The following is a 23,872-nucleotide window of genomic DNA, read 5'->3' on the forward strand; positions in this document are numbered from 1 at the left end:
CAGCCACTTCATGGCGTTCATGTGCGCCACCGGGAAGCACCGCAAGCCCGGCCGGGTCAAGCGCACCACCGCTCAGGCGGCCGGCGTCGCGGCCCTGACCACCACCGGTGTCATCGGCACCCTCGCCGCCTCCCCGGCACTCGCCGCCGACAACCCCGTGGACCAGACCGGCCTCACGCCGGTCCTCGCCGCCACCGAGGACGTCGCCGCGCAGATCGAGGCGCAGGCCACCGCCCAGCAGGAGGCCGCCGACCGCAAGGCGGCCGAGGAGGCCGCGGCGAAGGCGGCCGCCGAGCGGGCCGAGGAGGAGCGGGTCCGCGCCGCACGCGAGGCCGAGCGCCGCCGGCTGAACACCTTCGTCGCGCCCATCGCGCACTCCTACGTCTCCACGGCCTACCAGGCCTCCAGCTCCCTGTGGTCCTCCGGCTCGCACACCGGCATCGACTTCCACGCGGCCAGCGGCACCACCGTGCACGCGGTGGGCTCCGGCACGGTCGTCGCCACCGGCTGGGGCGGCGCCTACGGCAACCAGGTCGTGATCCGGATGGCCGACGGCATGTACACGCAGTACGGGCACCTGTCCTCCATCGGCGTCACGGTGGGCCAGCAGGTCGAGCCGGGCCGGCAGATCGGGCTGTCCGGCGCCACCGGCAACGTCACCGGCCCGCACCTCCACTTCGAGGCGCGCACGAGCCCCGAGTACGGCTCCGACATCGACCCCGTCGCCTATCTGCGCGGGCACGGCGTGCACATCTGACGCCCCGCGCGTTCCCCGGCGGCCCCGGCTCACCGAGCCGGGGCTTTCGTCGTTTTTCACGGTGTCCGCCGGACTCGTTGTCCAAAAAAACTCCATGGATTACCGCCCGCCGTCGGAAATTCCGGGCCATTGGAATAGAGTCACGGAACACGCGTCCATCGTCGGCGTTTCACGGGGATTAAGGCGGAGGTCGGTCATGCGTATTCCGGCGCACTCGGTGTGCACCGCTGTCCGGGACGACATCGTCGCGGGTGTCTACGAGCGCGGCAGCCGGCTCACCGAGGAAGTGCTGGCCCGCCGCTACGGCGTCTCGCGCGTCCCCGTCCGCGAGGCGCTGCGCACGCTGGAGGCCGAGGGGTTCGTGGTGACGCGCCGGCACGCGGGCGCGTGCGTGGCCGAGCCGACCGAGCAGGAGGCCGCCGACGTGCTGGAGATGCGGACGCTGCTGGAGCCGCTGGGCGCCGCGCGGGCCGCCCAGCGGCGCACGGAAGCCCATCTGAAGGTGCTGCGCGGCCTGGTCCGGCTGGGCCAGGAGCGGGCCAGGAAGGGCAACAGCGAGGATCTGCGCTCACTCGGCGGCTGGTTCCACGAGACGCTCGCCCAGGCCTGCGGCAGCCCCTCGCTGACCTTGATGCTGACCCAGCTGCGGCACAAGGTCGCCTGGATGTACACGGTGGAGGCCCCGGTGAGCCCGGTGGAGTCCTGGGCGGAGCACGGCGCGATCGTGGACGCGGTGGCGCGCGGGGACGGCGAACGCGCGCGGGCGCTGACGGCACTGCACGCCGAGCGCGCGACGGGCGCGCACCGGCTCCGCCCGGCCGGCGCCGGGGAACGTGTGAGGACTTCGCAACACCCCGTAAACATGTCGGGTCTGCGGCATTAACACGGGCGCCGTATACAAAGAAGGGTAATTCCAGAGCGGGGTTTTTTCCGCTGCCCTTTTCCGGTTCCGGTAATTCTCTGCGCCGTGTGTTTCGGGCGTACTGGCGTCCTGGCGACCCGGCCCGGACGAACACCCGCGAAGAATTCCGCCGGCCGGAACCGAGCGACTGCGAAACCGGTTCGACAACGCGGAAGCCGCGCCGCCCGGTGCGGACGACGCGGCTTCCCGGCCCTGCTCAGACGGTCTCGGGCAGTTCCTCCAGGCCCTCGGAGACCAGCTTGGCCAGACGGTCGAGGGCGGCGTCGGCGCCCTCGGCGTCGGAGGCGAGGACGATCTCCTCGCCACCCTGGGCGCCCAGGCCCAGGACGGCCAGCATCGAGGCCGCGTTGACGGGGTTGCCCCCGGCCTTGGCGATCGTCACCGGGACGCCTGTGGCCGTGGCGGCTCGGACGAAGAGAGAGGCGGGGCGGGCGTGGAGACCCTCGGCCCAGCCGACGTTGACGCGGCGCTCAGCCATGTGTTGCTGCCCTTCAGTGCTCAGGGTTGTCTAGACCAGTTTCCCATACCGTGAAGCGTGCCCGGAGCGGGCCCGTGGGACCGCCCCGGCGCGACCCCGGACCGCGGCCTCGGTCCGGCGTCGCCCCCATAGACTGCCTCGCGCCGTTGTCGTACGCGAGCCTTACGCTGGGGCGCATGCGGAACTCGGCGGACCGGCAGGACCGGCACCAGTACCCCGCCCACTGGGAGGCGGACGTGGTGCTGCGCGACGGTGGCACCGCGCGCATCAGGCCCATCACCGTCGATGACGCCGACCGCCTGGTCAGTTTCTACGAGCAGGTCTCGGACGAGTCGAAGTACTACCGCTTCTTCGCGCCGTACCCACGCCTGTCCGCCAAGGACGTCCACCGCTTCACGCACCACGACTTCGTGGACAGGGTGGGACTCGCGGCCACCGTCGGCGGCGAGTTCATCGCCACCGTACGCTACGACCGCATCGGCACCGACGGCCTGCCCGCCCCCGCGCCCGCCGACGAGGCCGAGGTCGCCTTCCTGGTCCAGGATGCCCACCAGGGCCGCGGGGTCGCCTCCGCCCTGCTGGAACACATCGCGGCCGTCGCGCGCGAGCGCGGCATCCGCCGCTTCGCCGCCGAGGTGCTCCCCGCCAACACCAAGATGATCAAGGTGTTCACGGACGCCGGCTACACCCAGAAACGCAGCTTCGAGGACGGCGTCGTACGTCTGGAGCTGGACCTGGAACCCACCGACCGGTCCATGGCCGTGCAGCACGCCCGGGAACAGCGCGCCGAGGCCCGCTCGGTACGGCGGCTCCTCGCGCCCGGCTCGGTCGCGGTCGTCGGCGTCGGCCGCGCCCCCGGCGGGGTGGGCCGCGGCATCCTCGGCAACATCCGCGCGGCCGGTTATCCGGGCCCGCTGCACGCGGTGAACAAGGCGTTCCCCGAAGACCTCAAGGAGATCGACGGGGTGCCCGCGTACCGCTCGGTGCGCGACATCGACGGGCATGTCGACCTCGCCGTCGTCGCCGTACCGGCCGAGCACGTGCCCGCCGTGGTCGCCGAGTGCGGCGAACACGGCGTCCAGGGGCTGGTCGTCGTCTCCGCCGGATACGCCGAGAGCGGACCCGAGGGACGCGAACGGCAACGCGCGCTCGTCCGGGCCGCGCGCGCCCACGGCATGCGGCTCATCGGCCCCAACGCCTTCGGGATCATCAACACCGCCGGGAACGTGCGGCTGAACGCCTCGCTCGCCCCCGAACCGCCCCGCCCGGGCCGCATCGGACTCTTCGCCCAGTCCGGCGCCATCGGCATCGCCCTGCTGTCCCGGCTGCACCGGCGCGGGGGAGGGGTGACCGGCGTCACGGGCGTCTCCACGTTCGTGTCCGCCGGCAACCGCGCCGACGTCTCCGGCAACGACGTCCTCCAGTACTGGTACGACGACCCGGACACCGATGTCGTCCTCATGTACCTGGAGTCCATCGGCAACCCCCGCAAGTTCACCCGGCTCGCCCGGCGCACGGCCGCGGCCAAGCCGCTGGTCGTCGTGCAGGGCACCGGTACCGCCCCGCAGGGGCACGCGGTGCGCGCCACCCGGCTGCCGTACGCGACCGTGTCCGCGCTGCTGCGGCAGGCCGGGGTGATCCGGGTCGACACCATCACCGAGCTGGTCGACGCGGGGCTGCTGCTCGCCCGGCAGCCGCTGCCCGCGGGACCGCGCGTGGCCATCCTCGGCAACTCCGAGTCGCTGGGCGTGCTGACGTACGACCGGTGTGTGGCGGAGGGGCTGCGGCCGGCCCGGCCGGTGGACCTGACCACCGGGGCGACGGCGGAGGACTTCCACCGGGCGCTGGCCGGCGCGCTGGCCGACGACACGAACGACGCCGTCGTCGTCACGGCGATCCCCGCGATCGGGGAAGGCTCGCCGGGGGACGCGGAACTGGCGGAGGCGCTGCGGTCGGCCGCGGCGGCGGTGCCGGGGAAGCCGGTGCTGGTGGTCCATGTCGAGCTGGGCGGGCTGGCGGAGGCGCTGTCGGCGGCGACGAGCACGGCACCGGGCGCCACCGGCAAGGCACCCGGCGCGGAGAGCGGCACCCACCCGCCCCACCACACGGAACGCCTGCCCGGCGCGGGGGCGGGCCGAGAGCCCGAGGCGGGGGCGGGTCGACCGCTCACCGCCGCGGGAGAGCGGCCGTCTGCCGGGGCAGCGGGGCGTCCGTCCGCCGCCCACGCGGAGCGGCCATCCGCCGGGACCGCAGGGCGTCCGTCCGCTCCGGCAGCGGGACTGCCGGCCGCCGGAATATCCGGACGACCGCCCGCCACTCCGCCGGCACCGGCACCCGAAAACCCGGGACCCCCGGGATCCCCCGCACTCCGGGGATCCCCGGGATCCCCTGCATTCCCCGGATCCTCGGGACCCCCCGCACCCCCCGCACCCCCCGCACCCCCCGCACCCCCCGCACCCCCCGCACCCCCCGGGTCCCCCGCATCCCCCCAGACCGGCACCCGTCTCATCCCCGCCTACCCCGCCGCCGAGCGTGCGGTGCGGGCGCTCGCCGAAGCCGTGAGGTACGCGCGGTGGCGGCGGGAGGCGGCCGATCCGGGGAAGGTGCCGGAGTTCGACGACATCGACGAGAAGGGGGCCGCCCGGCTGATCGGCGAACTGCTCGCCCGCGGGGAAGGGCTCACGATCTCCGCCGAGCACACCTGCGAGCTGCTCGGCCGCTACGGCATTCCCGTGCGCCGCGCCCTGCCCGCCCCCGGCCCGGACGCCGCCGTGGACGCCGCCCGCGCGCTCGGCTACCCGGTGGCCCTCAAGGCGACCGCCCCGCACCTCAGGCACCGCGCCGACCTGGGCGGGGTCCGGCTGGACCTCGCGGACGAGGAACAACTGCTGCGGGCGTACGCCGAGTTGACCGAGCTGTTCGGGCGGCCCGAGGAACTGCGGCCGGTGGTGCAGGCGATGGCGCCCCGGGGCGTGGACACCGTCGTCCGCGCGGTGATCGACCCGGCGGCCGGGGCCGTGCTGTCCTTCGGTCTGGCCGGCGCCGCCTCCCAGCTGCTCGGGGACATGGCCCACCGGCTGATCCCCGTCACGGACCGGGAGGCGACCTCGCTGGTGCGCTCCATCCGCACCGCACCGCTGCTGTTCGGCTGGCGCGGCTCCACGCCCGTGGACACCCCCGCCCTGGAGGAGCTGCTGCTCCGGGTCTCCCGGCTGGTCGACGACCATCCGGAGGTGGTCGCGGTCACCCTGGAGCCGGTCGTCGTCGCCCCGCACGGCGTGAGCGTCCTCGGCGCCACGGTACGGCTCGCGCCCCCGCCCGCCCGTGACGACCTCGGCCCGCGCACGATGCCGGCCTACTGAGAAGCCCCATCGCCTCCCGGAACCCTTGGGCCACGCCCGCCTCCGGTCCGTCCGACTGGCCCGGAGTGCCCTTGTCCACGGATTAGGATGGACGCCATGGCCAAGACCAGTACGACGACCCAGGGGCTGCGCGCGGCGATCGAGCGCAGCGGCTACTACCCGGCCCTCGTGGCCGAGGCGGTGGAGGCCGCTGTGGGCGGCGAGCCCGTCCGGTCGTACCTGGTCCACCAGGAGACGACGTTCGACCAGAACGAGGTCCGCCGGCACGTCACCGTGCTGGTCCTCACCGGCAACCGCTTCATCGTCAGCCACACCGACGAGCAGGCCGCCGACAGCACCTCCCCGACGCCGTACGCCACCACCTCCACCGAGTCGGTGAAGCTCGACCGGATCTCGTCCGTCGTGGTCAGCCGGGTGGTCGCCAACCCCGAGCAGTACACGCCGGGCACGCTGCCCCGCGAGGTCGTGCTGACCATCGGCTGGGGCGCGGTCAGCCGCATCGACCTGGAGCCCGCCGCCTGCGGCGACCCGAACTGCGACGCCGACCACGGCTACACGGGCAGCTCCACGGCGGACGACCTCAGCCTGCGCGTCAGCGAGGCCGGGGACGGCCCGGAGACGGTGCGCCAGGCGCTCGCCTTCGCGCAGGCCATCTCGGAGGCGACCGCGGACCTCACGCGCTGATGTCCCAGCTCTCCGCCTGGGACCACCCGGAACCCCTCGCCCTGGACACCGCGCCGCTGCCCGAGTACGGCAGCGGCTCCCTGGCCGACCTGCTGCCCACCCTGGCCGCCGGCCTGGGCGTCCCCGGCCTGACCGCCACGATCGGGGAACTGGCCCCGGCCGACCGGGTCTGCGTCTTCCTGGTCGACGGACTCGGCTGGGAGCAGCTCGCCGCCCACCCGGACGAGGCTCCCTTCCTGACCTCCCTGCTCGGCAGCTCCCGCGGCGGCACCGGCCGCCCGCTCACCGCCGGCTACCCGGCGACCACCGCGACCTCCCTCGCCTCCGTCGGCACCGGCCTGCCGCCCGGCGCCCACGGCCTGCCCGGGTACGCCGTGCGCAACCCGGCCACCGGCGAGCTGATGAACCAGCTCCGCTGGCAGCCGTACACCGAACCGGGCGCCTGGCAGCCGTACCCCACCGTCTTCCAGCGGGCCCACCAGGCCGGCGTGCACACCGCCCAGGTGACCTCGCCCGCCTTCGAGCACACCCCCCTCACCAAGGTCGCGCTGAGCGGCGGCACCTTCCACGGGCGGCTCACCGGCGAGGAGCGCATGGACCTCGCGGCCGGGCAACTGGCCGCCGGCGACCGCTCGCTGGTCTACACGTACTACTCCGAACTGGACGGCGCCGGGCACCGCTACGGCATCGCCTCCGACACCTGGCGCGGCCAGCTGATGAACGTCGACCGGCTCGCCCAACGGCTGGCCGAGCAGCTGCCCCCGCGCAGCGCCCTGTACGTCACCGCCGACCACGGCATGGTCGACGTGCCGTTCGACGAGCGGCACCGCATCGACTTCGACGAGGACTGGGAGCTGCGGGCCGGTGTCGCGCTGCTGGGCGGCGAGGGCCGGGCCCGGCACGTGTACGCGGTGCCGGGCGCCGAGAACGACGTGCTGGCCGTGTGGCGCGAGGTGCTCGGGGAGCAGTTCTGGGTGGCCTCGCGGGACGAGGCGATCGCGGCCGGCTGGTTCGGGCGGCCCGGCGACTGCGACGAGCGCGTGTACGAGCGGATCGGGGACGTGCTCGCCGCCGCGCACGACGACGTGCTGATCATCGCCTCCGAGCGGGAGCCCAAGGAGTCGGCGCTGGTGGGCAACCACGGCTCGATGACCCCGGCGGAACAGCTCGTCCCGCTGCTCGAAGTACGTTCCTGACCCCCTGCCCCCTCCCTTTTCGCCGAAAGGTGCTCAACTCCTCATGCCCGAGCTGGTGTTCTTCTCCGGAACGATGGACTGCGGGAAGTCGACGCTGGCTCTGCAGATCGAGCACAACCGTTCCGCGCGGGGCCTCGCGGGCATGATCTTCACCCGGGACGACCGCGCGGGCGAGGGCAAGCTGTCCTCCCGGCTGGGCCTGGTCACCGAAGCGGTGGAGGTCGAGGACGGCCAGGACCTGTACGCGTACCTCGTGGACCATCTCTCCCAGGGCGGCCGGGCCGACTATGTGATCGCGGACGAGGCGCAGTTCCTCGCACCCGAACAGATCGACCAGCTCGCGCGCGTGGTGGACGACCTCGGCCTGGACGTCTTCGCCTTCGGCATCACCACCGACTTCCGCTCCAAGCTGTTCCCCGGCTCGCAGCGGCTGGTGGAGCTGGCCGACCGGATCGAGGTGCTCCAGGTGGAGGCGCTGTGCTGGTGCGGCGCCCGGGCCACGCACAACGCCCGCACGATAGGCGGCGAGATGGTGGTCGAGGGCGCCCAGGTGGTCGTCGGCGACGTCAACCAGTCCGCGGGCGAGGTCGGCTACGAGGTGCTGTGCCGCCGCCACCACCGGCGCCGGATGACCGCCGCGACGGCCCGCGCGGCGGCCCTGTCCCCGGACGTGCTGCCCGTCTCGCCCTCCTGAAGGCCCGGCGCGGGCCCTGGGCCGCCGCCCGGGGGCTCAGCGCGGGTCCTGGACCACCGAGAACTCGGCGCCCTCCGGGTCCGCCACCGTAGCCACCCGCCCGTGCGGGCCGTCGTGCGCCGGTGCGAGGACCCGGCCGCCCAGCTCGGCGACCCGGCGCAGCGCCGCGTCGAGGTCGGCGACCTCGAAGTACGTCCGCCAGTGCGGTCCCCGGTCCGGGGGCAGGCCCTGGCCCACGCCGTGCAGCCCGGCCACCGGGCGGCCGTCCAGGAGCAGGGTCAGTCGGTCGTCGCCGGCGGTGGCCGCCGGCTCCTCCTTGTAGTGGAAGACGCTCTTGTAGAACTTCGCGACGCTTTCCGTCTCGAAGGTGAGCAGTTCGTTCCAGACGGGGGTGCCCGGTTCACCGGTCAGGGCCGTACCGGAATGCGCGCTGCCCTGCCAGATCCCGAACACCGCCCCGGAGGGATCGGCGGCGATCGCCATCCGCCCGGCCTCGGCGGCGTCCAGCGGGCCGACGGCCACCGTGCCGCCGCACAGCCGTACCGTGTCGGCGGTCCGGTCCACGTCGTCCGAGGCGAGGTACGGCGTCCAGGCGACCGGCAGCCGGCGGTCCGTCGGCAGCCGGCCCACGCCCGCCACCTCCCGCCCGTCGAGCAGCGCCCGCACATACGGGCCGAGCTGCTGCGGGCCCGGCCGGAAGTCCCAGCCGAACAGCTCGCCGTAGAACTCCTCGGTGGTATCCAGCCCGTGCACCATCAGGCTCACCCAGCAGGGTGTGCCGGGCAGGCGCCGCGCGTGCGGACCGGCCGGCTCCCGTGCCTCGGTCATCGATTCACTCTCTCCCCGGCCCCTCGCGGTGGCCGTGTCGCTTCCGCTCCCCGGAAGGGGTGTCCGCGCCGTCGGCGCGCACGCCCGTGCCGGTCCCCGCATCCTCCGGGTGCCGCGGGGCCGTACCGCGCCGCCCGCCGTACTCCCGAGAGGATGCCCGATCCGCCGTCTTCCGCCGCTTCTTGACGATGGCTGACGTGTGTCCGTCAGTGGTACACCATGTGCTCGATCCCGTACGCCTCGTGACCGAGCCTGTCCGGCCGAGCAGAGTAGTCGGACCTGGACGCCGCGGCCACCCCTGGCGTATGGATGGACCCCATGACAGCCATCATCACCGCATCCGCACTCCTGCCCGCGCTGACCGGCGGCAACCCGCCCGTTCTGCTGGACGTGCGCTGGCAGCTGAGCCTGGCCGGGGCGGCGGGCGCGCCGCCCTTCGACGGGCGGGCCGAGTACGCGGCCGGACACCTCCCCGGCGCGGTCTTCGTCGACCTGGACCGGGAGCTGGCCGGCGTGCCGGGCGCTGGGGGCCGCCATCCGCTGCCCGACCTCGCGGAGTTCGGTGCCGCCATGCGCCGCGCGGGCGTGTCGGCCGGCCGGCCGGTCGTCGTGTACGACGGCGGGCAGGGCTGGGCGGCGGCGCGCGCGTGGTGGCTGCTGCGCTGGACGGGTCACCCGGACGTGCGGGTCCTCGACGGCGGGTTGCCGTCCTGGCGGGGTGAGCTGTCCACCGAGGTGCCCCTCCCGGCCGAGGGCGACTTCACGCCGGTGCCGGCGGCCGGGGGGATGCTGGACGCGGACGCGGCCGCCGCGCTGGCCCGCACGGGTGTGCTGCTGGACGCCCGCGCGGGGGAGCGGTACCGCGGTGAGGTGGAGCCGATCGACCGGGTCGGCGGGCACATCCCGGGCGCGGTGTCGGCGCCGACGACGGAGAACGTGGGCCCCGACGGCCGCTTCCTGCCCGCCGCGGAGCTGAGGGACCGCTTCAAGGCCCTGGGGGTGTCAAAGGACACCGAGGTGGGCGTGTACTGCGGTTCGGGCGTCTCCGGCGCCCATGAGGTGCTCGCGCTGGCGGTGGCGGGCATCCCGGCGGCCTTGTACGTCGGTTCCTGGTCGGAGTGGTCCTCGGACCCGTCGCGCCCGGTGGCGGTCGGCGCGGACCCGCGCTAGCGCCACCGGCGGGAAGCGCGGCGACGCCAGGGCAGCAGAAACGGCAATGAAAAAGGGGGCACGCGCGCGTGCCCCCTTTTTCATTGCCGTTTCTGCTGCCTACTCCTGCTTCTTGCGGCGGGTGCCGAACACGATCTCGTCCCAGCTCGGCACGGCGGCGCGGCGGCCGGGGCGGACGCCGTCGGCCTCGGCCTGGCGGTCGGTCGCGCCGACGAGCCGGTCACGGTGGCTGCCGACGGAGCGCGGCATGAGGACATCGGCGTAGGCGGAGCCGGCCGAGGCGGCGGGCGCCGGCGGTTCCTCGGCGGCGGGCTCGTCGTCGGGCTCCTCCGTGGCCTCCGACGGGCGCTCCGGGACGACCAGGTCGCCCCGGAAGCTCGGCACGGCCTCCAGCAGGCTGGTCAGCGAGTCGCGCTCGCCCGCGCTCTCCTCGGCCGGCTCCGACGGTTGCGCGGGCAGGCCGGGCCGCTCCCGGTCCACCCGTTCGAGCGCACGGTCCATCGAGCGTTCACGGGGCAGCCGGGCGATCCGCGGGACGAACGGGAAGCTCGGTTCGGGCGCGGCGAGGTCGTCGGACTCGCCGATCAGCGAGCGCGCCTCGTCGTCGACGGCCTGGACGAGCCGCCGGGGCGGGTCGTACGTCCAGCTCGCCGAGTGCGGTTCGCCCGCGACCCGGTAGACGAGGAGCACCTCCCAGGTGCCGTCGTCGCGGCGCCAGGAGTCCCACTGCACGGTGTCCTTCTCGGCGCCGCGCAGCAGCAGCCGCTCCTGAACGGCCTCGCCGAGCAGCGGGCCGGAGTTCTCGCCGGGGCGGCGGACCGGGGTCTTGCGGGCGCGCTCGGCCATGAAGGCGCGTTCGGCCAGCACGGGCCCCTCGAAGCGCCGCACCCGGTCGACGGGGATGCCGGCGAGCTGGGCGACCTCTTCCGCGGTGGCACCGGCTCGTATCCGGGCCTGGATGTCCCGCGGGCGCAGATGGCTCTCGACCTCGATCTCGATCTGGCCGAGGCGTGGCCGGTCGCCGCGTACGGCGGCGCGCAGCCGTTCGTCGATCGGAAGTGTGTACTCCGTGGAGTCGGCAGCCTTCAGCACCAGCCGTGTGCCGTCATTCGAGACGGCCACGACACGCAGTTCGGGCATGGGGACCTCCCGGGTGGTGCCTGCCGACGTCACGTGCGTCGCTGCTTCCGCTAGTCGAGTGTGGCCTGCCCGGGTGCAGCCTGCCACAACCTTGCCGAGTTGCCCGGCGTGTCGGGCGCGGGCCCGGGACCGCCGTTATGGCACGGTTACCTGTTCGCCACGCTAAGTGACCAACTCCGTCACCCTGTGCAACTAATCCCCTCCCGGTGATCCAGCGGGGCCGCGGACACCCTGGTGGGAGACCGGACCCAGGGCTCGCAACAGTACTCCATTCGGGCCACGTGCGTGGATTGGCGCGCTGGCCAACTTCTCGCAAGGGGTGCGACTTGGCCGTTCGCAACCGGTTTTGTCGATCATGACGTGGTGAACTTCACGCAATCGCCAGAAACGGAACTAATGGTTTCGTCCGTACGTCCCCTTCTCGTGCAGTCGGTCGGTCAATGTCGATCAAGTACGGGAAAGGCAGGCAAGTTCCGGGTATGCGTGAGACACCCGATACGGGGCGGAAGCGGATCGATCTGAACGTCCACCAGGTGGCGGGCAGTGCCCTGGCGGCGGTCGTGGCGGCCAAACTGGCTTCGTATTTCGGGGTGTACGGCACGATCCTCGGCGCCGGCGTGGTCAGCGTCCTCGCCACCTGCGGCGGCTCGGTCTTCCAGCACTTCTTCAAGCGGACCGGGGAGCAGCTGAGGGAGAAGACGGTGGTGGCGGTCCGGCCGCGGGAGCGGACGGCGTCGGCGCCGACGCCGGGGGAGTTCACCGAGGGCACCGTCTATCGTGCGCGGATCAAGAGCTGGCGCCGCCCGCTGGTCGCCGCCGCCCTGGTCTTCGGGGTCACCATGGCCGGTATCACGGCGTACGAACTGATCTCCGGCAACAGCTTCAGCGGCGGCAAGGGCACGACCGTGAGCGACGCCGTCACCGGCCGGAACTCCTCCGGCGCCCGGTCCGACGACACGCCCGCCCCGTCGGACACGCCGTCCCCGCGGCACACCCCGGCCGGCGGCGGGGACACGGACCACAGCACGTCCCCGACGCCCGGCGGCTCGCCGAGCGGTGCGCCGGGCGGCGGGTCCGCCGGGACCCCGAGCGGTACCCCGGCCACGCCGGCCACCCCGTCCGTTCCGGTCGGCTCCGCCACGCCGAGCCCCACGCCCAGCGCGCCCGGGCCGTCCGCCACGGCGCCTACGCCCCCAGGACCCTCCGCAGATAGTCGTTCCGGAACACCCGATCCGGGTCGAGACGGTCCCGCAACGCCGTGAACTCGCCGAAGCGCGGGTACACCCGGGAGAAGTACTCGGCGTCCCGCGTGTGCACCTTGCCCCAGTGCGGACGCCCCTCGTGCGCGGTGAAGATCCGCTCGGCGGCCGTGAAGTACGCCTGGTACGGCGTGCCCCGGAACATGTGCACGGCGATGTAGGCGCTGTCCCGGCCGGAGGCGGATGACAGGGTGATGTCGTCGGCCGGGGCGGTGCGCACCTCCACCGGGAAGCTGATCCGCAGCCCCGAGCGGTCGATCGCGGCCCGCAGCTCGCGCAGGGTCTCCACCAGGGCGGCGCGCGGGACGGCGTACTCCATCTCCACGAAGCGCACCCGGCGCGGCGAGGTGAAGACCTTGTAGGGGATGTCGGTGTACGTCCGCGCGGACAGGGCCCGGCTGGAGATCCGGGCGATGGCCGGGATGGTGGCCGGCGCGGCCCGGCCGGCCCACTGGGCCACCTGGAACACCCCGTTGGACAGGAACTCGTCCTCGAACCAGGCGGCCGGCTGCCGCACCGGCCGCTCGGGGCCGGCGCTGCGGTTGTTGCGCTTGGTGGTGGTGTTCCCGGTGTGCGGGAACCAGTAGAACTCGAAGTGCTCGTTCTCCGCCCATAGTTGGTCGAACTCCGACAGAACCCGCTCCAGCGGCATCGGTTCCTCCCGCGCGGTGAGCAGGAAGAGGGGCTCGACGGCGAAGGTGATCGCCGTGACGACGCCCAGGGCGCCGAGGCCGATCCGGGCGGCGGCGAAGACCTCGGGGTTCTCCTTCTCGGAGCAGGTGAGCACCGAACCGTCGGCCGTGACGAGTTCGAGCCCCTTGATCTGGGCGGCGATGGAGCCGGAGGTGCGGCCCGTGCCGTGGGTGCCGGTGCTGGTGGCCCCGGAGACGGTCTGCTCCATGATGTCGCCCATATTGGTGAGCGACAGACCCTCGCGCGCGAGGGCGACGTTGAGCCTCTTGAGCGGGGTGCCCGCCTCCACCGTGACCGTCATGGACCGCCGGTCGATGTCGCGGATGCCGGTCAACAGGTGAGGGCGTATCAAGACGCCGTCGGTGGCGGCGATCGAGGTGAAGGAGTGCCCGGTGCCGACCGCCTTCACCGGCAGGCCGTCCTCCCGGGCCCGGCGCACCGCCGCGGCCACCTCCTCCACCGAGGCCGGCGCGACCTGCCGGGCGGGCCGCGCGGAGATGTTGCCGCCCCAGTTACGCCAGGTTCCGTACGTCCCGCTCGCTGTGCTGCTCAACGGTGCCTCCCCGCCCCGCCGCCGGCCTGCGCAGCCGGCGGTACCCGAGGAAACCGACCAGGACCGCGACGGCCCCGGACACGGCCGGAACCCCGTACCCGGCCCGTGCCCCGGCCGCGTCGATCACCCAGCCGGCCGCGGAGGAGCCGAGCGCGACACCGACCGCCAGGCCGGTGCTCACCCAGGTCATGCCCTCGGTGAGGCGCGCGCGAGGTACGTGCTCTTCGATGAGGGACATCGTCGTGATCATCGTCGGTGCGATGGACAGCCCCGCAACGAACAGCGCCACGGCCAGAAGCGGCAGGTTTCCGACCAGTAGGAGGGGGATCATACTCACGGCCATCGCCGCCACGCCCAGCAGCCAGCGACGTTCCGGCGCCCCGCCGAAGCGCAGCAGCCCGAAGACCGCGCCGGCCACACAGGAACCGGCCGCGTACAGCGCGAGGACGACGCTCGCGGCGCCCTTGTGGCCGCGTTCGTCGGCGAAGGCGACGGTGACCACGTCCACGGCGCCGAAGATCGATCCGGTCGCCACGAAGGTGGCCACCAGCACCCGCAGCCCCACCGAGCGCAGGGCGCTGCCGCCGCCGTGCCGCTCGCCCGGGTGCGGCGCCGGTTCGGTGGCCTGCTGGGCGGTCAGCCAGAAGACGCCGGCCGCGAGGAAACAGGCCGCCAGCAGCGGGCCCGCCTCCGGGAACCAGGCCGTGGACAGGCCGATGGAGATGATCGGCCCGAAGATGAAGCAGACCTCGTCCACCACCGACTCGAACGAGTAGGCGGTGTGCAGCTGGGGCGTGCCCCGGTACAGCGCGGCCCAGCGGGCCCGGATCATCGCGCCCAGGCTCGGCACCGAGCCGGTCCCGGCGGCACAGACGAACAGCACCCAGTCCGGCCACTGGAACCGGGCCGCGAGCAGCAGCCCGGCCGCCGCGGTCAGGGCCACCAGGGTCGCCGGGCGCAGCACCCGGCGCTGTCCGTGGCGGTCCACCAGCCGGGAGACGCGCGGCCCGATGGCGGCGGCGGACAGCGCGAGGGTGGCCGACAGGGCGCCCGCCAGGCCGTACCGGCCGGTGACCTGGGAGACCATCGTGACCACGCCGATGCCCATCATCGACAGCGGCATCCGGCCGAGGAATCCGGCGGCGGAGAAGGCCTTGGTGCCGGGCGCGGCGAACAAGGCTCTGTAGGGGCTGGGCACGGGGTCTCCGGGAGCGGTTCGGTAAGGCGCGAATGTAGCCGATACAGCTTACAAATAAGGGCACCCTAACTGAAGCCGTGGCGGCGGTCCGGAATGCGCCAATATGGAGTGCGCGGATAAATTGCCGATAACGTCCCGAACCCGACTCGGCGCACCGCTGTTTCCCCGCTGTCAGTGCCGGGTGGCAGGATCGGCACCATGCCAGACGCGCTCGATGCCACCCCGTACGACGCCCTGCTCCTGCTCTCCTTCGGCGGCCCCGAAGGCCCGGACGACGTGGTCCCCTTCCTGGAGAACGTCACGCGCGGGCGCGGCATCCCCAAGGAACGCCTCAAGGAAGTGGGGCAGCACTACTTCCTCTTCGGCGGGGTCAGCCCCATCAACGACCAGAACCGCGCCCTGCTCCAGGCCCTGCGCGAGGACTTCGCCGAACACGGCCTGAACCTGCCCGTCTACTGGGGCAACCGCAACTGGGCGCCGTATCTGACCGACACCCTGCGGGAGATGACCGCCGCCGGCCACCGCCGCGTCCTGGTCCTGGCCACCAGCGCGTACGCCTCCTACTCGGGCTGCCGCCAGTACCGGGAGAACCTCGCCGACGCGCTGGCCACCCTTCGGGCCGAGGGCCTTGAACCGCCGGCCGTGGACAAGCTCCGGCACTACTTCAACCACCCCGGCTTCGTCGAGCCCATGATCGACGGTGTGCTGCGCGCCCTGGCCGATCTGCCGGAGGACGTCCGCACCGGGGCCCACATCGCCTTCACCACCCACTCCATCCCGACCGCCGCCGCCGACACCTCCGGCCCCGTCGAGTCCCACGGCGACGGCGGCGCCTACGTGGCCCAGCACCTGGACGTGGCCCGGCTGATCGCCGACGCCGTCCGTGAGCGCACCGGCGTCGACCACCCCTGGCAGCTCGTCTACCAGTCCCGTTCCGGCGCCCCGCACATCCCGTGGCTGGAGCCCGACATCTGCGACCACCTTGAGGAGCGGCACGCGGCCGGCGTCCCGGCCGTGGTCATGGCCCCCATCGGCTTCGTCTCCGACCACATGGAGGTCCTGTACGACCTCGACACCGAGGCGAAGGCCAAGGCCGAGGAGCTGGGCCTGCCGGTGCGCCGCTCGGCGACCGTGGGCGCCGACCCGCGGTTCGCCGCCGCCGTCCGCGAACTGATCCTGGAGCGGGCCGCCGCGGAGCGCGGCCGGGAGGTCACCCCCTGCGCGCTGGGTGCCCTCGGCCCCAGCCACAACGTCTGCCCCGTCGGCTGCTGCCCGGCCCGTGCCCCCCGCCCCGCCGCCGCGGGCGCCGACAGCCCCTTCGCGTGAGGAGAGCCGTGACCGACCCCCTGCACCGGGACCTGCTCGCCCTCGCCCGCGAGGCCGCCCGCCGGGCCGGCGAGCTGCTGCGCGACGGCCGCCCCAGCGACCTGGCCGTGGCGAAGACGAAGTCCAGCCCCGTGGACGTCGTCACCGAGATGGACATCGCCGCCGAGAAACTGATCACCGATCTGATCTCCGCCCGGCGCCCCGACGACGGCTTCCTCGGCGAGGAGGGCGCCTCGGCCGAGGGCACGAGCGGCGTCCGCTGGGTCGTCGACCCGCTGGACGGCACGGTGAACTACCTGTACGGGCTGCCGACCTGGGCGGTGTCCATCGCCGCCGAGCAGGACGGCGAGACCGTCGTCGGGGTCGTCGCGGCGCCGATGCGCGGCGAGACGTACCACGCGGTGCGCGGCGGTGGCGCGTGGGCCACGGGCGCGTGGGAGGGCGAGCGGGCGCTCGCCTGCCGGCCCGCGCCCCCGCTGGACGAGGCGCTGGTCTCCACCGGTTTCAACTACGTCGCCGAGGTCCGCGCCCACCAGGCCGAGCTGGCCGCCCGGCTGATCCCGCTGGTGCGGGACATCCGGCGCGGCGGCTCGGCGGCGGTCGACCTGTGCGACGTGGCCTGCGGCCGGCTCGACGGGTACTACGAGCGGGGTCTGCACCCGTGGGACTTCGCGGCCGGGGACCTCATCGCCCGGGAGGCCGGCGCGCTGACCGGCGGACGGCCCGGAGAGCGCCCTTCGCGGGAACTGACGGTGGCGGGCACGCCGGGGGTCTTCGAGCCGCTCCAGCGGCTGCTGGAGGACTTCGGGGCCTGGCACGACTGACCGGGCCGGGGCCCGGCACGGCCGACGGGCGCACACGAAGGGACCCCGGCGCTGGATCCGCCGGGGTCCCTCGTCGTGCTCGGGCCGATCAGACGCGTGACGCGCCGACCTCCACACCGTGTTCGGCGGCGAGGCGTCGCAGGTCGTCGAGTTCCGCCTGCTCCACTTCGACGAGGAAGTCGTCGCCTTCGTCACGAGCCCGCGAAAGGTCGTACTCGGTCGCCCTTATGCGCTGCAGAAGTCCTGAGGTGAAAGCGTCCATGCTGCGCCCCCTCGTCCTGGGTCGTGGGTCGGTGGCACGGGGGTGTGCCGTATGGAAGGGGCGATCACGTCTCTCGCGGGTGCCCAGCGCTGCCCGGCCGGGCGGCGACGGTGCCGGACACCCACGCCCGCTCGGCGCGGAAGGCGGAGTGCCGCATGGTGTTGCGGCACATGCAGAGCGTGATCGCGGGGTGTAAAGCCGTCCTCCCCCCGCACCCCTCCGGGGAAACCTAACCGCAGGAGAAAATCTCGTATTCCCGCCCCGCAACCTCCGTCCCTGCGGTCCCGGGGGCCGCCTTACAGCCGACTTATGGCCGAAAAGGGCAGGATGGGGGTCACACCCCAACGCAGACCCCTGCCCGCACGCGCCCTGGCGCGCCACGCGGGTGGACACAGGAAGGACAAGCGACGTGCGCGTACTCGTCGTCGAGGACGAGCAGCTGCTCGCCGATGCGGTGGCCACCGGACTGCGCCGGGAGGCCATGGCCGTCGACGTCGTGTACGACGGTGCGGCCGCCCTGGAGCGCATCGGCGTCAACGACTACGACGTGGTCGTCCTCGACCGCGACCTCCCGCTGGTGCACGGCGACGACGTCTGCCGCAGGATCGTGGAGCTGGGCATGCCCACGCGCGTGCTGATGCTTACCGCCTCCGGCGACGTCAGCGACCGTGTCGAGGGCCTGGAGATCGGCGCCGACGACTATCTGCCCAAGCCGTTCGCGTTCAGTGAGCTGATCGCGCGCGTGCGGGCCCTCGGCCGCCGTACCAGCATGCCCCTGCCGCCGGTCCTGGAGCGCGCCGGCATCAAGCTCGACCCCAACCGCCGCGAGGTCTTCCGCGACGGCAAGGAGGTCCAGCTCGCGCCCAAGGAGTTCGCGGTGCTGGAGGTGCTGATGCGCAGCGAGGGCGCCGTCGTCTCGGCGGAGCAACTGCTGGAGAAGGCCTGGGACGAGAACACCGACCCGTTCACCAACGTGGTGCGGGTGACGGTGATGACCCTGCGCCGCAAGCTGGGCGAGCCGCCGGTCATCGTCACCGTCCCCGGCTCCGGCTACCGGATCTGATCCCGGTGGCCGCGACACCCGCGCCGCCCCAGGCGCCGCCGAAGCCCACCTGGGACCCCAGGCCGCAACCTCCCTTCCCGTGGCTGCGTCCGACCATCCGCATACGGCTGACGCTGCTGTACGGCGGCATGTTCCTGATCGCCGGCATCCTGCTGCTGTCGATCATCTATCTGCTGGCCGCGCAGGCGATCAGCACCGGCAACCAGCCGCTGTTCAAGATCGTGAGCGGTACGTCGATCCGGGTCACCAGCGACAACTGTCCCGCGATCACCGCGATCAACACCGCCAGCCTGCCGCTGTCGGACTTCAACGAGGCGATCGCCCACTGCGTCGACCAGCAGCGCCAGGCGGCCCTGGACAACCTGCTCAGCCGCTCCCTGCTGGCCCTGCTGGGGCTGGCCGTGATCGCGTTCGCGTTCGGGTACGCGATGGCCGGCCGCGTGCTGTCCCCGCTCGGCCGGATCACCCGCACCGCCCGCCAGGTGGCCGGCTCGGACCTGTCCCGCCGCATCGAGCTGGACGGCCCCGACGACGAGCTGAAGGAGTTGGCGGACACCTTCGACGACATGCTGGAGCGGCTCCAGCGGGCCTTCACGGCGCAGCAGCGCTTCGTCGGGAACGCCTCGCACGAGCTGCGCACCCCGCTTGCGATCAACCGCACGCTCCTCGAAGTGCACCTGTCGGACCCGAACGCGCCGGTGGAGCTCCAGCAGCTCGGCAAGACGCTGCTGGCCACCAACGAGCGCAGCGAACAGCTGGTCGAGGGGCTGCTGCTGCTGGCCCGCAGTGACAACCAGATCGTGGAGCGCAAACCGGTCGACCTGGCCGAGGTCGCCACGCAGGCCATCGACCAGGTGCACGGCGAGGCGGAGGCCAAGGGCGTCCTCATCCGCGGCGAACGCAAACCGGCCGTGGTCCAGGGCAACGGCGTACTGCTGGAGCGGATCGCGCTGAACCTGGTGCAGAACGCGGTGCGGTACAACGTGTCCGACAAGGGCTGGGTCGAGGTGACCACCGAGGCCGAGCACGGGCAGGCGGTGCTGACGGTCACCAACACCGGGCCGATGGTGCCGGCGTACGAGATCGACAACCTCTTCGAGCCCTTCCGCCGGCTGCGCACCGAGCGCACGGGCAGCGACAAGGGAGTGGGGCTCGGTCTGTCCATCGTCCGGTCCGTGGCCCGGGCGCACGGCGGCCACATCCATGCCCGTCCCCGGGAGGGCGGCGGCCTGGAGATGCGCGTCACTCTGCCCATGTGAGACGGACGGACACACGCGGGTCGTGTTCGCTCTACGCGGAATTTTTCGGCGGCCGAACGGACGCTCGCCTGTGTGATCAGTCACATGTGCGGATTTCCGGCCATGCACGCAGAGTGATCATGGCTGCGACTGGAAAGCCGGGAATGTCCTGGTTTTCAGGGGCGTTGATCACGGGAAGTACACGGAGGGGCGCCTTTGAGGTGCGGCATCGGGACCGTGTACGGTCCTCACCGCCATCCAAGCCGATCACTCCTGAGGGGTCGGATTGGGTGTCGATTGAGTAACAGACCTTGATGTGAGGCAAAATCTCCGCTTCAGGTCGGGCACAAGTCCGGCCTCTCACGCGTTACGTGCGCTGGAGAACACCGCAGACACCCAGAGGGGGAGAGCGATATGGCAACCGATTACGACACTCCACGCAAGACCGACGACGACGTCGACTCGGACAGCCTTGAAGAGCTGAAGGCCCGGAGGAACGACAAGTCCACCTCGGCGGTGGACGTCGACGAGTTCGAGGCCGCAGAGGGCCTGGAACTGCCCGGCGCCGACCTCTCGAACGAGGAACTGGCCGTCCGGGTCCTGCCCAAGCAGCAGGACGAGTTCACCTGCATGAGCTGCTTCCTGGTGCACCACCGCAGCCAGCTGGCCCGGGAGAAGAACGGTCAGCCGATCTGCCGCGACTGCGACTGAGGACGGGTCGGCCATGTCTGGCTCGACCCCTCCCCGGAAGCGCCGCTTCCCCCTGGGGAAAGCGGACCAAGGGCCGCACGGCGGCCCGCACGGCGCGCGTGACGACGAGCGGGGCTCACCCGGCGCGGGAGCCTCGCTCGGACCGGCGGCGGACCGGGACGGCCTCCCGGCGCCGGACCGGCACCCCGCACCCGTCGCCCGGAGCCGGGCGCGGGTGATCCGCGACAAGGCCCGGGATCTGGCCCGGGAAGGCGCCCACAGGGGCGGCAGCCGGGCCCGTGCGGGCCTGGCGTACCTCGCGGACCGCGTCATCGACATCGCCCCGCGTATCCCCGTACGCGACCTCGCGACCCTGCGCCGCCAGTTTCCCGGCCTGGGACCCGAGGAACTGGCCGACAAGCTGGTGGCGGGCGCGGCGGCCGGCACCTCTACGGTCGGCGCCGGAATCGGGGCGGCGGCGATGCTGCCGGTACCCCCGGCCATGCCCACCGAACTCGCCGCGGAGATCACCGGGGTCGCCGCGATCGAGCTGAAGCTGATCGCCGAACTGCACGAGGTCTACGGCGTCCGCCCGCCCGGCGACCTCAAGGCGCGTACCGCCGCGTATCTGTCCTCCTGGTCGGGGGAGCGCGGCATCGACGTGACGAAGCCGTCGACGTACGACACGGCCCTCGGTGGCCGGATGAAGCGCGAACTGCGCCAGCGGATCATGAAGCGGATGGTCCGCAACCTGCCCAACCTGACGCCGTTCCTGGTCGGGGCCGCGGTCGGGGCGGTCATGAACCGCCGGGAGACCAGAAAGCTCGCCGCCCGCATCCGGGCCGATCTGCGCAGGACCCGGGTGTCCTGGGACGAGCTGCCGGAGCTGCCGCCGCTGGAGAAACCGGCGAGACCGCTGGAGCTGCCCGAGCGCCCCGAGGAGCCTTAGCCGGGACTTCGACAGCCGGGACCTCTGCGGCCGGGACTTCCACAGCCGGTGCTTGCGGTCGGTGCTTCTACGCGTTCGCCTTGCGCGCCGCGTCGATCGCCGCGGCGAGCTTCCGCGGCTCCCGCGTCGACAGGTACAGGTACGGCGTCGGGTCCTGGGGGTCGGTGACCTCCACGCGCAGCGCCGTCGGGATGTAGGCGCGCAGCAGCAAGAAGGCGCGGGTGTCGGCCTTGTACGTCCGCCAGGCGCGGGCCTCCTCGGCGTCCAGGATCTCCGTCGCGCCCAGCGCCGACACCGGAAGCTTCGCCTCGCCCGCGATCAGCGAGTCCCCCACGACCCGGATGCGCGGGGAGCCGTAGGCGCTCGCCACCACGGCCGCCGCGGCGGTGCCGCCGACCAGGCCGCCGAGCAGCGGAAGGGTGCCGAACGGCAGCAGGATCAGGGCGAGCGAGACGCCCACCAGGACGCTGATCACCCACCACGAGCGGGGAGCCGTGAGACGTTCTTCGTAGGGGGTGGCGGAGAGCTGCATGAAACTAGCTTGGCATGGGATCCGTAGAGGACGGATGCGCGGGTAAGGTCTGCGGCTGTGAGTGGTAGTTCCGCAGCTCTTCAGCCTCCCGCCGACGCGGGCAAGCCCATACGGCACCCCGACGCGCCCGCGCCCGGGGAACTCCTCGGCGCCCATTACGCACACTGTTTCGGCTGCGGCCCCGGCCAGCCGCACGGACTCCACCTGGAGGCCCGGGCCGGCGAGGGCGTCTCGCTGACCGCCGAGTTCACCGTGCGGCCCGCCCACCAGGGCGCCCCGGGGCTCGCGCACGGCGGAGTGCTCGCCGCGGCCCTGGACGAGACCCTCGGCTCGCTGAACTGGCTGCTGCGCACGATCGCCGTGACCGGACGGCTGGAGACGGACTTCGTCCGGCCCGTGCCCGTCGGCGCCACGCTGTTCCTGGAGGCCGAGGTCACCGCCGTCGCGGGCCGCAAGATCTACTCCACCGCCACCGGACGCCTCGGCGGCCCCGACGGTCCGGTCGCCGTCCGCGCCGACGCCCTCTTCATCGAGGTCAAGGTGGACCACTTCACCGACCACGGCCGCCGGGAGGAGATCCAGGCCGCCATGAACGACCCGGACCAGATCCGGCGTGCCCGCGCCTTCGAGGTGAACCCGTGAACCGTAGCCCTCTCGACGTACTGATCCGCCGGGTGGACCCCGACGTCCCGCTTCCGGCGTACGAACACCCGGGTGACGCCGGAGCCGATCTGCGGACCACCGAGCCCTGCGAGCTGGCGCCCGGTGAGCGCGCCGTGCTGCCCACGGGAGTGTCGATCGCCCTCCCGGAGGGGTACGCGGCGTTCGTGCACCCGCGGTCCGGCCTCGCCGCCCGCTGCGGTGTCGCCCTGGTGAATGCCCCGGGGACGGTTGATGCCGGGTACCGTGGGGAGATCAAGGTGATCGTGGTGAATCTCGACCCGCGCCAGAGCGTGCGGTTCGAGCGCTTCGACCGGATTGCCCAACTGGTCGTCCAGCAAGTCGAGAGGGTCCGCTTCCAGGAGGTCGCGGAACTTCCCGGCTCGGCGCGGGCCGAGGGGGGCTTCGGGTCCACCGGCGGCCATGCCGCGGTGGGCGGGGACAGCGGCACAAGCGGTCAGGCCGCCGTAGGCGGTCCGACGGGTGGGAATCGATACGCTTCGGTCGTATCCGACCGGGAAGGACAGTGACGTGTTCGGACGTCGCAAGAAGAAGGGTGCCGCCGAGGACGCGGCCGGCGAGGCCGAGCAGGTCGTCGACAGCGTCGACACCGAGGCGGACGAGGAGGAGGCCGGGCGCGGGCGCGTCCGGCTGGAGCCCGGGCCCCGGCCCGACGGGCCGTGGGACAGCAGCGAGGTGCGCGACCCGGCCGAGGGCCGCGTGGACCTCGGCGGGCTGTTCGTGCCGGGCGTCGACGGCATGGAGCTGCGGGTCGAGGTCGCCGGGGACGCCATCGTCGCCGCCACCGTCGTGCTGCGCGACAGCGCCATCCAGCTCCAGGCGTTCGCCGCGCCCAAGCGCGAGGGCATCTGGGGCGAGGTACGCGAGGAGATCGCCTCCGGCATCACCCAGCAGGGTGGCATCGTCGACGAGGTCGAGGGCCCGCTCGGCTGGGAGCTGCGCGCCCGGGTACCGGTGCAGCTGCCCGATGGCACCGGCGGCTTCCAGGTCGTCCGGTTCGTCGGCGTGGACGGCCCGCGCTGGTTCCTGCGCGGTGTGATCTCCGGGCAGGGCGCGGTGCAGCCGGAGGCCGCCGGGCTGCTGGAGCAGATCTTCCGCGACACGGTCGTGGTCCGCGGCGAGGGCCCGATGGCTCCGCGCGACCCGATCGTCCTCAAGCTGCCGAACGACGCGCAGATGGTGCCCGAGGGGGTCCAGCAGGAGGAGGGCTCGCGTTTCTCCGGCGGGATGGGGCAGTTGCAGCGGGGGCCGGAGATCACCGAGGTCCGCTGACGGCTTCAGCGGAGATACACGGGCCGTGCCCCTCAGGGGCGCGGCCCGCTTTTTGCGGGGGCGCGCCGTCGGGGGGTGCCTGTCCGTTGCCGGGTGCGGGG

Annotated in this window: 24 protein-coding genes; 17 read left to right on the forward strand and 7 right to left on the reverse strand. The window is 72.9% G+C overall.

The genetic code is table 11. From position 1 onward, the window contains the following. Positions 1-10 precede the first annotated feature (10 nt). Together ABD350_RS10185 and ABD350_RS10190 are read left to right on the forward strand one after the other, a co-directional pair. A complete protein-coding gene (locus ABD350_RS10185; protein ID WP_344347541.1) occupies positions 11-757 on the forward strand; it encodes a M23 family metallopeptidase in 747 nt (248 codons plus the stop codon). Positions 758-953: 196 nt separating this feature from the next. Beyond that, a complete protein-coding gene (locus ABD350_RS10190; RefSeq protein ID WP_344347542.1) occupies positions 954-1,640 on the forward strand; it encodes a GntR family transcriptional regulator in 687 nt (228 codons plus the stop codon). A gap of 235 nt (positions 1,641-1,875) precedes the next feature. Here the strand turns inward: ABD350_RS10190 and ABD350_RS10195 are convergent, their stop codons facing one another. Next, positions 1,876-2,157: an HPr family phosphocarrier protein gene (locus tag ABD350_RS10195; protein ID WP_030609104.1), complete on the reverse strand. Its 282-nt coding sequence runs from the start codon at positions 2,155-2,157 to the stop codon at positions 1,876-1,878. 176 nt (positions 2,158-2,333) lie between these two features. On the opposite strand from ABD350_RS10195, the gene ABD350_RS10200 reads away from it, so the two are divergent. From ABD350_RS10200 to ABD350_RS10215, 4 genes are all read left to right on the forward strand, one after another. Further along, positions 2,334-5,519 (forward strand): bifunctional acetate--CoA ligase family protein/GNAT family N-acetyltransferase, encoded by a 3,186-nt coding sequence (locus tag ABD350_RS10200; protein WP_344347544.1) that lies wholly within the window; start codon positions 2,334-2,336, stop codon positions 5,517-5,519. A gap of 96 nt (positions 5,520-5,615) precedes the next feature. Then, positions 5,616-6,203 carry a DUF5998 family protein gene (locus ABD350_RS10205; protein WP_234335867.1) on the forward strand — a complete coding sequence of 196 codons (588 nt, stop codon included), beginning with the start codon at positions 5,616-5,618 and terminating at the stop codon, positions 6,201-6,203. Beyond that, a complete protein-coding gene (locus ABD350_RS10210; RefSeq protein ID WP_344347546.1) occupies positions 6,203-7,399 on the forward strand; it encodes an alkaline phosphatase family protein in 1,197 nt (398 codons plus the stop codon). Before ABD350_RS10205 ends, ABD350_RS10210 begins: the two co-directional genes overlap by 1 nt. Before the next feature lie 43 nt (positions 7,400-7,442). Next, the gene (locus ABD350_RS10215; protein WP_344347547.1) at positions 7,443-8,093 is read left to right on the forward strand and encodes a thymidine kinase; all 651 of its coding nucleotides are present in this window, start codon (positions 7,443-7,445) and stop codon (positions 8,091-8,093) included. A gap of 36 nt (positions 8,094-8,129) precedes the next feature. Here ABD350_RS10215 and ABD350_RS10220 read toward each other — a convergent pair whose 3' ends face one another. Then, on the reverse strand, positions 8,130-8,921 hold the full coding sequence (locus tag ABD350_RS10220; protein ID WP_344347548.1) for a VOC family protein: 792 nt from the start codon (positions 8,919-8,921) through the stop codon (positions 8,130-8,132). A gap of 318 nt (positions 8,922-9,239) precedes the next feature. Here ABD350_RS10220 and ABD350_RS10225 point away from each other — a divergent pair, with 318 nt between their 5' ends. Then, complete coding sequence (locus ABD350_RS10225; protein ID WP_344347549.1) at positions 9,240-10,091, forward strand: sulfurtransferase; 852 nt, start codon at positions 9,240-9,242, stop codon at positions 10,089-10,091. A 99-nt stretch (positions 10,092-10,190) separates the two neighbouring features. Here ABD350_RS10225 and sepH read toward each other — a convergent pair whose 3' ends face one another. Continuing rightward, a complete protein-coding gene (gene sepH, locus ABD350_RS10230; RefSeq protein ID WP_344347550.1) occupies positions 10,191-11,231 on the reverse strand; it encodes a septation protein SepH in 1,041 nt (346 codons plus the stop codon). Between the two features lie 479 nt (positions 11,232-11,710). On the opposite strand from sepH, the gene ABD350_RS10235 reads away from it, so the two are divergent. Beyond that, positions 11,711-12,493, forward strand: a complete 783-nt coding sequence (locus ABD350_RS10235; protein WP_344347551.1) for a hypothetical protein — start codon at positions 11,711-11,713, stop codon at positions 12,491-12,493. On the opposite strand, the gene ABD350_RS10240 is transcribed toward ABD350_RS10235, so the two are convergent. Together ABD350_RS10240 and ABD350_RS10245 are read right to left on the reverse strand one after the other, a co-directional pair. After that, positions 12,417-13,736: a D-arabinono-1,4-lactone oxidase gene (locus ABD350_RS10240; RefSeq protein ID WP_344347552.1), complete on the reverse strand. Its 1,320-nt coding sequence runs from the start codon at positions 13,734-13,736 to the stop codon at positions 12,417-12,419. The genes ABD350_RS10235 and ABD350_RS10240 overlap by 77 nt on opposite strands. Next, positions 13,696-14,934 carry an MFS transporter gene (locus ABD350_RS10245; protein ID WP_344347553.1) on the reverse strand — a complete coding sequence of 413 codons (1,239 nt, stop codon included), beginning with the start codon at positions 14,932-14,934 and terminating at the stop codon, positions 13,696-13,698. Before ABD350_RS10245 ends, ABD350_RS10240 begins: the two co-directional genes overlap by 41 nt. Positions 14,935-15,132: 198 nt before the next feature. Between ABD350_RS10245 and ABD350_RS10250 the strand changes: the two genes are divergently transcribed. Continuing rightward, a complete protein-coding gene (locus ABD350_RS10250; protein ID WP_344347554.1) occupies positions 15,133-16,260 on the forward strand; it encodes a ferrochelatase in 1,128 nt (375 codons plus the stop codon). 8 nt (positions 16,261-16,268) lie between these two features. After that, a complete protein-coding gene (locus ABD350_RS10255) occupies positions 16,269-17,084 on the forward strand; it encodes an inositol monophosphatase family protein (protein WP_344347555.1) in 816 nt (271 codons plus the stop codon). Positions 17,085-17,172: 88 nt separating this feature from the next. Here the strand turns inward: ABD350_RS10255 and ABD350_RS10260 are convergent, their stop codons facing one another. Continuing rightward, the gene (locus ABD350_RS10260) at positions 17,173-17,346 is read right to left on the reverse strand and encodes a hypothetical protein (RefSeq protein ID WP_344347556.1); all 174 of its coding nucleotides are present in this window, start codon (positions 17,344-17,346) and stop codon (positions 17,173-17,175) included. A 409-nt stretch (positions 17,347-17,755) separates the two neighbouring features. On the opposite strand from ABD350_RS10260, the gene ABD350_RS10265 reads away from it, so the two are divergent. From ABD350_RS10265 to ABD350_RS10280, 4 genes are all read left to right on the forward strand, one after another. Next, the gene (locus ABD350_RS10265; RefSeq protein ID WP_085566949.1) at positions 17,756-18,409 is read left to right on the forward strand and encodes a response regulator transcription factor; all 654 of its coding nucleotides are present in this window, start codon (positions 17,756-17,758) and stop codon (positions 18,407-18,409) included. Positions 18,410-18,414: 5 nt separating this feature from the next. Beyond that, complete coding sequence (locus ABD350_RS10270; protein ID WP_344347557.1) at positions 18,415-19,668, forward strand: sensor histidine kinase; 1,254 nt, start codon at positions 18,415-18,417, stop codon at positions 19,666-19,668. A gap of 393 nt (positions 19,669-20,061) precedes the next feature. After that, positions 20,062-20,358 carry a DUF4193 domain-containing protein gene (locus ABD350_RS10275; protein ID WP_005481602.1) on the forward strand — a complete coding sequence of 99 codons (297 nt, stop codon included), beginning with the start codon at positions 20,062-20,064 and terminating at the stop codon, positions 20,356-20,358. Between the two features lie 13 nt (positions 20,359-20,371). Then, a complete protein-coding gene (locus ABD350_RS10280; protein WP_344347559.1) occupies positions 20,372-21,286 on the forward strand; it encodes a hypothetical protein in 915 nt (304 codons plus the stop codon). Positions 21,287-21,353: 67 nt separating this feature from the next. On the opposite strand, the gene ABD350_RS10285 is transcribed toward ABD350_RS10280, so the two are convergent. Further along, positions 21,354-21,818 carry a DUF3093 domain-containing protein gene (locus tag ABD350_RS10285; protein WP_344347560.1) on the reverse strand — a complete coding sequence of 155 codons (465 nt, stop codon included), beginning with the start codon at positions 21,816-21,818 and terminating at the stop codon, positions 21,354-21,356. Positions 21,819-21,875: 57 nt separating this feature from the next. Here ABD350_RS10285 and ABD350_RS10290 point away from each other — a divergent pair, with 57 nt between their 5' ends. The 3 genes from ABD350_RS10290 to ABD350_RS10300 are packed head-to-tail and all read left to right on the forward strand — an operon-like array spanning position 21,876 to position 23,771. Next, positions 21,876-22,460, forward strand: coding sequence for a PaaI family thioesterase (locus ABD350_RS10290; RefSeq protein WP_344347561.1), 585 nt, complete (start codon positions 21,876-21,878; stop codon positions 22,458-22,460). Further along, entirely contained in the window at positions 22,457-23,008 is a 552-nt protein-coding gene (dut, locus tag ABD350_RS10295; RefSeq protein ID WP_344347562.1) for a dUTP diphosphatase, read from the forward strand. The genes ABD350_RS10290 and dut overlap by 4 nt, the downstream gene beginning before the upstream one ends. A gap of 1 nt (position 23,009) precedes the next feature. After that, a complete protein-coding gene (locus ABD350_RS10300) occupies positions 23,010-23,771 on the forward strand; it encodes a DUF3710 domain-containing protein (protein WP_344347563.1) in 762 nt (253 codons plus the stop codon). Positions 23,772-23,872 lie beyond the last annotated feature (101 nt).

Source organism: Streptomyces nogalater (assembly GCF_039532885.1).
In the GTDB taxonomy this organism is placed as follows: domain Bacteria; phylum Actinomycetota; class Actinomycetes; order Streptomycetales; family Streptomycetaceae; genus Streptomyces; species Streptomyces nogalater.